This window comes from Maribacter sedimenticola, assembly GCF_900188415.1.
Taxonomy (GTDB): domain Bacteria; phylum Bacteroidota; class Bacteroidia; order Flavobacteriales; family Flavobacteriaceae; genus Maribacter; species Maribacter sedimenticola.
Genome location: NZ_FZNV01000003.1, coordinates 245287 through 256878, shown reverse-complemented (window position 1 = coordinate 256878; position 11592 = coordinate 245287). Strand labels below are relative to the sequence as shown.

9 protein-coding genes are annotated in these 11592 nt (G+C 39.4%); 7 read left to right on the top strand and 2 right to left on the bottom strand.

Annotated elements, in window-relative coordinates; translation table 11 throughout:
- Position 1: 1 nt before the first annotated feature.
- Together CHB68_RS10455 and CHB68_RS10450 are read left to right on the top strand one after the other, a co-directional pair.
- On the top strand, positions 2-2452 hold the full coding sequence (locus CHB68_RS10455) for an ABC transporter permease (protein WP_089260830.1): 2451 nt from the start codon (positions 2-4) through the stop codon (positions 2450-2452).
- Between the two features lie 68 nt (positions 2453-2520).
- Positions 2521-3186 (top strand): ABC transporter ATP-binding protein, encoded by a 666-nt coding sequence (locus CHB68_RS10450; RefSeq protein WP_089260829.1) that lies wholly within the window; start codon positions 2521-2523, stop codon positions 3184-3186.
- A gap of 196 nt (positions 3187-3382) precedes the next feature.
- Here the strand turns inward: CHB68_RS10450 and CHB68_RS10445 are convergent, their stop codons facing one another.
- Complete coding sequence (locus tag CHB68_RS10445) at positions 3383-5041, bottom strand: amidase (RefSeq protein WP_089260828.1); 1659 nt, start codon at positions 5039-5041, stop codon at positions 3383-3385.
- Positions 5042-5269: 228 nt separating this feature from the next.
- Here CHB68_RS10445 and CHB68_RS10440 point away from each other — a divergent pair, with 228 nt between their 5' ends.
- The 4 genes from CHB68_RS10440 to CHB68_RS10425 all read left to right on the top strand — a co-directional run bounded on the left by CHB68_RS10440 (position 5270) and on the right by CHB68_RS10425 (position 8379).
- Positions 5270-6412 carry an Mrp/NBP35 family ATP-binding protein gene (locus CHB68_RS10440; protein ID WP_089260827.1) on the top strand — a complete coding sequence of 381 codons (1143 nt, stop codon included), beginning with the start codon at positions 5270-5272 and terminating at the stop codon, positions 6410-6412.
- Positions 6413-6417: 5 nt separating this feature from the next.
- Positions 6418-6657: a NifU family protein gene (locus tag CHB68_RS10435; protein ID WP_089260826.1), complete on the top strand. Its 240-nt coding sequence runs from the start codon at positions 6418-6420 to the stop codon at positions 6655-6657.
- 69 nt (positions 6658-6726) lie between these two features.
- Positions 6727-7785, top strand: coding sequence for an NAD(P)/FAD-dependent oxidoreductase (locus CHB68_RS10430; protein ID WP_089260825.1), 1059 nt, complete (start codon positions 6727-6729; stop codon positions 7783-7785).
- Positions 7786-8046: 261 nt separating this feature from the next.
- Entirely contained in the window at positions 8047-8379 is a 333-nt protein-coding gene (locus tag CHB68_RS10425) for a 2Fe-2S iron-sulfur cluster-binding family protein (RefSeq protein ID WP_089260824.1), read from the top strand.
- 225 nt (positions 8380-8604) lie between these two features.
- On the opposite strand, the gene CHB68_RS10420 is transcribed toward CHB68_RS10425, so the two are convergent.
- Positions 8605-10344, bottom strand: coding sequence for an ABC transporter ATP-binding protein (locus tag CHB68_RS10420; RefSeq protein WP_089260823.1), 1740 nt, complete (start codon positions 10342-10344; stop codon positions 8605-8607).
- A gap of 160 nt (positions 10345-10504) precedes the next feature.
- Between CHB68_RS10420 and CHB68_RS10415 the strand changes: the two genes are divergently transcribed.
- Entirely contained in the window at positions 10505-11551 is a 1047-nt protein-coding gene (locus CHB68_RS10415) for a TPM domain-containing protein (protein ID WP_089260822.1), read from the top strand.
- Positions 11552-11592 lie beyond the last annotated feature (41 nt).

The window sequence follows — 11592 nt, the reverse complement described above, 5'->3', positions numbered from 1 at the left end:
TATGCTACGTAATTATTTAAAAATCGCATTTCGTAATGTTTGGAAAAATAAAGTGTTTTCCTTGATAAACATTTTGGGGCTTTCTATTGGTCTTAGCGCTGCTTTTGTAATTGGGGCAATGGTATTTTATGATCTTACTTTTGATAAGTTTCATCCAGATGGGGATAAAATATATAGGGTTACTACGTCCTTTAAAAGTCCGGATGGAGATTTTTACAATGCAGGCGTAACCGTGCCATTGGCGCAAGCGTTGGTGGACCTTAAAATGAACGAGTTGAATGCTGTTGCCCCAATATTCACAGCATTCCCGTTACATGTACAAAATAAGGTAACGGGTCACTTGTTCAAAGATCCTGAATTTGTGGCCTATGCCTCCCCCTCTTATTTTAAGGTGTTTGATTATCAATGGTTGGTGGGTAATAGCGATAATGCTTTAACGGAGCCAAATAGGGTAGTTTTGAGCCGGCAACGGGCAAAAAAATATTTTCCCGATCAGGCACTGCAAAATATTATAGGAAATTCCGTAGTCTATAATGATACTATTTTGGCAACAGTATCGGGCATTGTGGAAAATTTTAAAGGAAGAACGGATATTGTATTTGAAGAATTCATCTCTTTAAAAACCGCTGCTATCCAAGATATGACCAATGCCGTGAACGAAGCAAATTGGAACAATACCAACTCGGCCTCTCAATTGTTCGTGAAATTATCCCAAGGGGCAGACCCTGTAAAGGTTCAAGAAACCCTTTCACGTATAGCAAAAGAACATGATGAACCGGAAATGGTGGCCATAGGCAGAACCAGTGCGTACCATTTGCAACCATTGGCGGATATTCACTTAAATCCAAATTATCATACATTTGATTTTGATGATAGTCGCACTTCGTTATCGGCATTAAAAAGTTTATTGATATTGGCGGTGATTCTTGTCCTTTTGGGATGTATAAACTTTATCAACTTAAATACGGCCCAAGCCATACAACGAGCAAAGGAAATAGGAATCAGAAAAACCTTGGGAAGTTCAAGGAAGCAGTTGGTACTCCAATTCTTGGGAGAAACGTTCATTTTGAGTTTGGCCGCTGCAACACTTTCTTTTTTCCTGTCCAAGTGGCTGCTTGCCCAATTTTCGGATTTCATACCTAAGGGACTCACTTTTGAACTTTTCTATAATCCTTGGATAATTATGGGTATAATCCTCATGTTGTTCTTGGTAACGGTCTTATCGGGTTTTTATCCTGCTATTGTCATGTCCAAGTACAAACCGGTTTCTGTGTTGAAACAGCGGGTGCTACCCAGTTCGGATAAGGGTTCGTTACGAAAATATTTAACCGTATTTCAATTTGTCATTGCACAGGTATTTATCATTGCTACATTAATGGTGGGTAAGCAATTGAACTATATCATGAAAAAGGATATGGGCTTTAAAACAGAGGCTATTGCGTATTTCCGAACACCATGGCGAGATACCTCTGCCGTAAAACGAACAAGGTTCGTTCGCCAGATGGAGGAATTGCCGGGGGTAGATCAGGTGGTACTTTCTGGAAATCCGCCGGCATCATTTTCTACAATGAGCATGGGTGTTAAGTTCGTTGAAGGGGATAAGGAAGTAAACTCTAATTTACAATTGATGTACGGTAATGCCCGTTATTTTCAACTTTATGATTTAAAGTTGGTGGCCGGTAGAATGCCATTGAACGATTCCATTCGGGAATTTGTGGTCAACAGATCGTATTTAAAAGTGTTGGGAATAACGGAACCAGAAGATATTGTGGGCAAAAATCTAAAGGTGGATGATGAAAACTTGCCCATTGTTGGAGTAATGGATGATTTTAACCAACATTCCCTAAAATATGGTGTGGCCCCAATGGGGTTCACAGGAGGTTCCTACAGGGGTAGGTGGACACAGTTCAAAACCATTCATTTTAAATTGAGCAGTAAAAACACGGGTGATTGGCCTGCTACTTTTTCTAAAATTGAAACGATTTGGAACAAGCTGTACCCGTCATCTGATTTTGAATACACGTTTATGGATGATACCGTAAAACGTTTTTACGAAAGTGAGCAAAAAACCTCAATCTTGTTACAATGGGCTACCGGTCTTGCAATTCTGATCAGCTGTTTAGGGTTGTTTGGTCTGGTCATACACACCACGGAACGTAGAACCAAGGAAATAGGAATACGTAAGGTGCTTGGTGCCAATTTAATACAGCTTAATTTCTTACTGTCAAAAGACTTTTTAAAACTGGTTTTAATAGCATTTGTCATTGCGGCACCCCTTGCATGGTACGGATTATATATCTGGCTTCAGGAATTTGCCAATAAGACAGAAATCAGTTGGTGGATTTTTGCCATCAGCGGATTGGCAATGGTATTGGTCTCATTGATGATTATGATGGTAAAAACGGTAAATTCCGCTAATATAAATCCTGTTAAAAGTTTAAGAGCGGAATAATAAATATGATTTTAACCATCAATCACTTATACACTATATCACTAATCAACTAATTCACTATATATAAGATGTTATTACAATTAAGAAATATTTTTAAATGGGTTCAACAAGGCGGGCAACGTGTATTCTTGCTTAAGGATATAAATCTAGAGGTTGCAGAAGGAGAGTTCATTTCTATTATGGGTCCATCAGGTTCAGGTAAATCTACATTGCTTAACGTTATTGGTATGTTAGATACTTTTGACGAAGGAGAGTATGATTTTTTAAGCGAATCCGTGCATACCCTAAAAGAAAAATATCGTTCAAATCTTTATAAGGAATATATAGGTTTTGTGTTTCAATCTTACCATTTATTGGATGACCTAACGGTAGAGGAAAATTTGGAAATGCCCTTGCTGTATAAAAAAGTAAAGGGTTCTGAACGTAAGGCATTGGTTGCGGATATGTTGGATAGATTTAATATCGTGGGCAAGAAAGATTTGTTTCCGACCCAGCTTAGTGGAGGGCAACAACAATTGGTAGGTATAGCCCGTGCATTGATCGGCAATCCAAAATTGATATTGGCCGACGAGCCTACCGGAAATTTAAACTCGCAACAAAGTGAGGAAATTATGGAGCTGTTCAAAAAACTGAACAAGGAAGATGGTGTAACCATTATTCAAGTAACCCATTCAGAAAAAAATGCCGGCTATGGTTCAAGAATTATCAATCTTTTGGACGGTAGAAAGATTTAACTGTATTGAAAATTGGATTTTCACGGAATTTCATTTTGATCGTAGTTGAGAACCTTAGGGTAAGACTGTTATTTTCGAATATCAGTTAGCGTATCCATTTGCAATTTTTTAATTGAATAATGAGGTTATCATAATCCATTTAAAAACAAATAGTTCTGGACTTTACTTGGAAGTTCAATAATCTAACAACCAACAACTAATCTGTATACCCTTCCGGGTGCATTTCATCGAACGTAGTTTGGTCTTGGAATGCTTTGGCAAGTAAGAGTATACTTGCTTCGTCATATAGGTTGCCCACCAAGGTAATACTTGTTGGGTGTTTCTCCTTGTCCAGTCCTGTTGGTATGGCTATGGCAGGATGACCGGTAAGGTTGGTAATGATCAATTGCCTATTGCCAAATGACGGCGAGATAAGTACATCGAAATTTTTCATGATTGTCTGCATTTTCTCTATCAATATCTGTCTATGCCTATTGGCCTGTAAATATTCTACCGCTGGTATAAAACGCGCCTGGCGTAAAGAATTGGCCCTTGAGCGTTGATCTTGTTCCACCATTTTGTCCACATTTTTAGAACGGACCAAGTCGTCAAAAAATGCACCGGCTTCTGCTCTTAGGATAACATCAAAGCTAGAGTAGGGTATATCCTTTGGCAATTCCACTTCATGTAGGTCTATTCCCATCTCTATAAAGGTCTTAATGGCTTTTTCTACATTGGCCTTGCTAAGCGAGGAATCTTTTTCTATATCTTTCTTTAGGTAGGCAACTTTAAGATCCCGATAATTTCGTGTAGGGTCAAATCCGTCAGGAAAATCCATGGTCATAGCGTCCAGGGAATCCTTGCCGGTTATTACACTATACACAATGGCACAGTCTTCTGCACTTCTGGCCATAGGTCCCACTTTGTCCATTGACCAGCTTAAGCTCATTACGCCATGCCTACTTACCCTACCGTACGTGGGGCGTAAACCTGTTATTCCGTTTCGGGTACTGGGTGAGGTTATAGAGCCCAATGTTTCCGTTCCCAATGCAAAAGGAACCAATCCGGCCGAAGTTGCTGCGCCGGAACCTGCAGAGGAGCCAGAGGCCCCTTGATCCGTATCCCATGGGTTTTTGGTCTTGCCATTGAACCATACATCACCACGAGCCAAGGAGCCGGAGACCAATTTTGCTACCAAAACCCCACCCGCAGCCTGTAATTTCTTGACCACCGTGGCCGTCATATTAATTTCCTGGTCTCTGTACGGTGCGGCGCCCCATGTGGTTCTATAGCCCTCTACTGCCATCAAGTCCTTTACTCCATAGGGTATGCCGTGTAAGATACCCCTGTAAAGGCCTGCGGCAAGCTCTTCATCTAGTAGTTTCGCCTGTTTTAGTGCCATTTCTTCGGTAATGGTTATAGTGCATTGAAGTATGGGGTTGTATTTTTTTAATCGGTCAATAAAGAACTGCGTAAGTTTTACGGAACTTATTTTTTTGTTTTTAATAAGGGATGCTAGTTCTGGAATGGTAAAAAAGGCCAGATCGGCTTCTTTTGCAGGAAGAGCAACATCTTCAGGTATTTCCCAATCAGGAAAACCTTTGTGCGCACGCGGAATAAAATTCAAGGGTAGCGGGTTAAACTGTACGGCAGGAATGGTGTTGGCATCCAAAGTGTATTTTCTTAAACTGTCAAACCCTTCTTTATTTCGCTGTAGGTAGGGATAAAGGGTATCTATATATTTTTTGTCAAAATTGAGGCCTACAAGTTTTTGGGAGCGTTGAACATCTTTTTTTGAAAATTGATTTTTGGTGCCTGAACAGGCTAAAATAAAGCAGAGTGTTATAAATGTAAAAAGTGATCTTATGCGTATCATGGTTGGGGCGTACTATTATTTAAATTGTGCTGGAATTCTAAGGTACAGATTTTGCTAGGTTCCGCTTATTGAAAAAGCCAGAATTCCGTAAGAATTTAACTTATGGCAATAACAGATTCTATTTATAATGGCATCTTCATTTTCAATACGCTAACTTCATAATCTAACATCTAAGGATTATCTTTGTAGCCTACTTGCAAACGGGCAGGTCAAGAATGAATTTATATAATGAAGATAGAGAAAAAAGATGTCCTTAAAGCTTTAGAGCATATTACAGTGCCTGGTGAAGGTCAGAATATGGTAGAGAGTGGTTCGGTAACCAATGTTCAAATTTTTGGTGATGAGGTTGAGGTAGATATAACGATTAAGAACCCAAGTTTACAGGCGCGAAAGAAAACGGAGGTCGAGATTTTAAAGATTATACATAGGGAAGTCTATGAAAAAGCTAAGATCAAGATCAATGTAAAGGTGGAAGCCCCTGCGGCAAAGCCCAATAAGGTCAATGAAATAAAGGGGAAACCAATTCCAGGTATTACCAATATAATTGCTGTTGCCTCCGGTAAAGGGGGAGTGGGCAAGTCTACCGTTACCGCTAATTTAGCGGTAACCCTTGCAAAAATGGGATTTAAGGTTGGCCTTTTGGATGCTGATATTTATGGACCCTCCATGCCCATTATGTTTGATGTTGCCAATGAAAAACCATTGGCGGTAAATGTAGCGGGTAAATCTAAAATGAAACCTGTAGAAAGCTATGGGGTTAAATTGTTATCGATAGGGTTTTTTACCCAAAGAGATCAAGCGGTAATTTGGAGAGGGCCAATGGCCAGTAAGGCTTTGAACCAAATGATTTTTGATGCACATTGGGGCGAATTGGATTTTATGCTGATCGATCTTCCACCGGGTACGGGAGATATTCATTTAAGTATAATGCAGTCGCTACCGGTTACGGGAGCCGTTGTAGTCAGTACCCCACAGGAAGTGGCCCTTGCAGATGCAAGAAAGGGGGTTGCTATGTTCCAACAAGCGTCCATTAATGTTCCGGTATTGGGAATTATTGAGAATATGGCCTATTTTACACCTGCGGAATTACCGGAGAATAAATACTATATTTTCGGTAAGGAAGGTGCCAAGCATCTATCAGAAGATTTAAACGTACCTTTCTTGGGAGAAATACCTTTGGTGCAAAGTATTCGTGAAGCGGGTGATGTAGGAAGACCGGCCGCTTTACAGACGCAAACACCTGTAGAATCTGCATTTGAGGAGATTACCAAGCAGGTAGTACAGGAAGTTGTAGGTAGAAATAAGACTTTACCACCTACGGAAGCAATAAAGATTACAACAATGGCAGGTTGTGCTGCAGTTAAGAAATAGTAGATATGACGTTTGAAGAACTAACATTGAATGTTGAAAAAGCATTGGCTGAAATTAGACCTTTTTTACAGAGTGATGGGGGTGACATAAGCCTAATCTCTGTTGAGGAAGAGTCGGTAACCGTAAGGTTAGAAGGCGCTTGTGTTGGTTGCAGCGTCAATCAAATGACCCTTAAAAGCGGTGTGGAAATGACCATTAAGAAATATGCGCCACAAATACAGAACGTAATTAATATAGGTGGTTAAATCCTGATGAAAATCATAATTTATGAATCAATGGATTTATAATTTTGAAAGGCGTAAACGATTTCTTCAATGATTAAGACCGATATATTGATAATTGGCGCAGGACCTACGGGTCTTTTTGCCGTTTTTGAAGCAGGACTATTAAAATTAAAATGTCATCTGATCGATGCCTTGCCACAGGCAGGTGGTCAATGTGCTGAAATCTACCCCAAAAAGCCCATATATGATATTCCCGGATTTCCAGAGATCTTGGCCGGGGATTTAGTAAATAACTTAATGGAACAGATAAAATCCTTTCAGCCCGGATTTACATTGGGTGAAAGAGCGGAAACCATTAAGAAATTAGACGACGGTACTTTTGTGGTCACCACAAATAAGGGAACGGAACACCATGCCCCTATTGTGGCAATCGCCGGTGGGTTGGGCAGTTTTGAGCCTAGAAAACCCCTGTTGGATAACCTGTCCAAATATGAGGACAACGGTGTTGCTTACATGATCAAGGACCCTGAAGTGTACCGTAATAAAAGGGTGGTCATTGCCGGGGGTGGCGATTCTGCACTGGACTGGAGTATTTTTTTGGCAGATATAGCCTCTGAGGTAACCTTGATACATAGAAGAAATGAATTTAGGGGAGCACTGGATTCTGTTGAAAAAGTTCAGGAACTAAAAAACCAAGGAAAATTAAATTTAATTACACCAGCGGAAATCATAGGTTTAAATGGGGAAAATAAGTTAGAATCCGTACTGGTCAGAAAAATTTCCGAAGCAAAGGAAGAAATGTTTTTGGAGGTTGATCATTTTATACCCTTGTTTGGACTATCCCCAAAACTGGGACCTATTGGCGATTGGGGACTAGAAATAGAAAAGAATGCAATTAAGGTAGATACATTTGATTATCAGACCAATATTCCCGGTATTTATGCCATTGGTGATGTAAATACATATCCTGGAAAATTAAAACTCATTCTTTGCGGTTTTCATGAGGCTACACTAATGTGCCAAAGTGCTTTCCAGAAAATTCACCCAGATAAAAAGTACGTTATGAAATATACCACGGTAGGCGGCGTAAGCGGTTTTGACGGAACTAAAAAAGAAGCGCCTAAAGCGGTGGTGAAGAAGATTGAGTAAAGTTGTGAATTGGTGTGTTGGTGAAATAGTGAATTGGTTAAGATGACAAATCAGATTTTGGAAGATTTAATGGTGTGGTAAAAATCACAAGATTTAGGAGTTTTAGTTACTAAAAAATCTTTAAACTTGAAGCGTCAATTATTTATAAGAAAAACAGTTGAGTTAATTGAAAAGTCAAATAAAATTTCTAGAATATTTTACGTGCTAATTCAGTGAATAAACTAAACTAGTTCACTAAAGCCTAACTACTAAATCCTTTTAATGACCGATATAAAAATTACAATAATAGACCGCGACGGAGTAACTCATGAAATAGATGCTCCTACGGATATGAATATGAACCTTATGGAAGTGGTACGTTCGTATGAACTGGCGCCAGAAGGAACCATAGGTATTTGTGGAGGTATGGCCATGTGCGCGTCTTGCCAGTGTTATGTGGAATCTGACCACGAATTGCCGGAAATGAGCGATGACGAAGAAGCTATGTTGTCCGAAGCTTTTAATGTTAAGGAAAATTCGCGTTTAGGTTGTCAATTGCATATTTCTGAAGTAATGGACGGACTCAAAGTAGAGCTAGCTCCAGAGGATGTATAACTGTTTCTTATCAGCTAAACAATACAATGGTTTTTCAGAACTATAGTCATTTCGCGTGATTGTAGTTTAAAGTAAAGCATACATATAAAAGTGTATCGAGAATATCTGAGATATAAATGAGTGTTCTCGATACAAATTTTTTATACTTGGACAATTCACTCGAATTGACATATTTTTATTTTCCAACAACCAACAACCAACAACCAACAACCAACAACAACAATCTTATATCCTTGCCTGATAGGTGAACAAGTTATGGTATCTGCCTTCTTTGGCAATCAGTTCTTCATGGGTGCCCTGTTCTGCAATACGTCCGTTTTCAATGACCAAAATTTGATTGGCCTTTCTAATGGTGCTCAAGCGGTGGGCTATGACAAAGGTTGTTCTTCCCTTGGTAAGTTCGGCCAAACTTTTTTGTATTAATGATTCACTTTCGGTATCCAGATTTGAGGTTGCCTCGTCCAAAATCAAGATTCTTGGGTTGGCCAGTACGGCCCTTGCAATGGCTATGCGTTGCCGTTGCCCACCAGATAGCTTTACACCACGCTCTCCTATTACGGTATCCAAACCATCCTCAAAGCGATCTGTAAATTCATTAACATAAGCCGCTTTGATTGCATCCTGTAATTCTTGCTCAGAAGCATCGGGTCTTGGAAAAAGAATGTTTTCCTTAATACTTCCTTCAAATAAAAAATCATCCTGCAGAACCACTCCCAAGTATTTTCTAAAACTTGTCAGGTCCACTTTGGCCATATCGACCCCATCAATGGTAATCTCTCCTGAGTCTGGATTTAAAAAACTTGCGGCCAAGCCAGCAATAGTAGATTTTCCTGACCCTGAACTACCCACCAAGGCAATGACGTCACCAGATTTCGCTTCAAAACTTATGTTGTGCAAAACCTCCTTGTCCTCCTCGTATGCAAAGGACACATCATTGAAAACCATGTCTCCTTTTATATTGCTCAGGTTGATCGTACGGTTCTTTTCATCAGATTCAGATACTTTGTTCATCAATTCTTCGGTACGGTCCAATCCGGCCAAGGCTTCGGTCAATTGACTCCCAATATTGCTCATTTGAACAATAGGGGCCACCATGAGCGCAAGTAAAAATGTAAATTCAAAATACTCGCCGGTGGTCAATTCTCCTTGCATCATCTTATACCCTCCAAACCCCATCATTATGCCCGTAGTAGCAAGGCCTAGTAAAAATGTGGATGAACTGGTCATAATTGCGGTCGCGGTCAAACTTTTCTTCACATTTTGATACAAACGGTCAACACCTTCCTCAAAAACCTTACTCTCTTGTTCTTCAGCATTAAAACCTTTAATGACACGTATACCTCCAAGGGTTTCGGTCAACCTACCCTTTACTTCCGCATTAATTTTTCCACGTTCCCTAAAAACAGGTCGTATAATTTTAAATGCTTTTAGCGCTATAAGGGCAAAAAGAATAAGAGGTATAAAGGTAAGCAAGGTCATGGTTGGGCTAATTCTCAATAATAAAATGAGTGAAACCACCGCCGTAATGGTACCTCCTACCAATTGTACGAGTCCGGTACCGATCAAATTACGTACACCTTCCACATCGCTCATTATCCTGGATACTAACGCACCTGATTTTGTATTGTCAAAAAAACGTATGGGTAAGGAAAGAACTTGTTTTTGAACCTGTGCTCGTAGTTCGGAAATCATATATTGGGCCTGTATACTAAGAACTTTGGTCAATAAAAAGGACATGACCGCCTGAACCAAAAAGGATAGGATAACCACGGCCACCAAAACTTTTAACAGATCATAATCTTTATTGGGAACAATATCATCCAGAAAATAACGCAAGGATACCGGAGCCACAAAACTGGCCGCTTTACTGATAACGATCAATAATAAACCCAATAACACAAGTTTTCTTCTGGGCCAAATAATAGTTTTAAATGCGGTTAGTATACTTACTTTTTTCTCTGCCATTGGGGTAATTTGTTTGGTTTTTAATGTCCGGTCAAGACCTACCGGTAATGAATCGCAAGTTACTTCAATTCTAAAGTTTAACCGAATCTAGAATAGATTTTGATATTGCTGTAAGGTATCGATAAAGGTTTTTATATTTGAGTAACTAGACTACCGCTCAATGTTTAAAAAAACGATCTTCTTTTTTCTTCTAATTGGTTTGTGTGCCAATGCTCAAGAACACTATTATGAGCTGCGTGATTTTGTAACCGATAGTGCCTACATTTTTACGCCAGAGCAAGAAATGGATTTAAATCAGCGTTTGGTAGATTTTGAAACCGCTACTACCAATCAATTGGTCATTGTAACTATAGAGCAACTAGGTTATGAAACCATTGAGACTTATGCCAATGGGCTGTTCAACCAAAACGGAATTGGTCAAGAAGGAAAAGATAACGGACTACTGATTCTATTTTCAGAATTGGACCGAGAAGTAAGAATAGAGGTAGGTTATGGGTTAGAGCCTTATATTACCGATGCCGTTGCCTCAAGAATCATAAGAAATACCATGATTCCTAATTTTAAGGAAGAGGCATATTTTAATGGTATTGATCATGCGACGAATCAGCTTATTGAATTTCTTAATGACCCCGAAGCATTAGAAGAATTTAAACAAGAAATAGCTGATGAACATGACAAGGAAAAACTTTACATGAACATCTTCCTTGGTGTTTTTCTTTCCATATTCATGGGTGTAGGTGGTTTTTTCTTCTTTAGGAGTTATCAAAACGTAATAGAGGTGTTTAGAGGGGTGTTCATTGGTAAGTTAGGTGTACTGCCCGGTATTTTTATGTTATTAGGAGGCTCTATATCAACTTTGTTTGGTATGGTGTTCATGGTAATTCCTTTGTTCATTGCATATAGTATTTATACGTCTGACCAAGATATGGTCATGCAAATTTTTGATGAACCAAAGCTTTTATTATGGCTGTTGTTACCCTTTTTTGGTATAGCGGCTATCATTGCATTTATAAAACTAAAAATAACGGGCAAGGACAAACTAAGTATTTCATGGTTAAAAAATGACAAGACTTATTATAGAAAAACATTCTCCTCATCAGGAAGCCATTCATTTGGTTCGGGCAGTCGTTCTTCTGGTGGTAGTTCTAGTTCATTTTCTGGCGGGGGCGGCAGTTCTGGCGGTGGTGGTGCAAGTGGCAGCTGGTAAAATAAAGTACATTTATAAGCCTTAATGATATAAAAGTATAG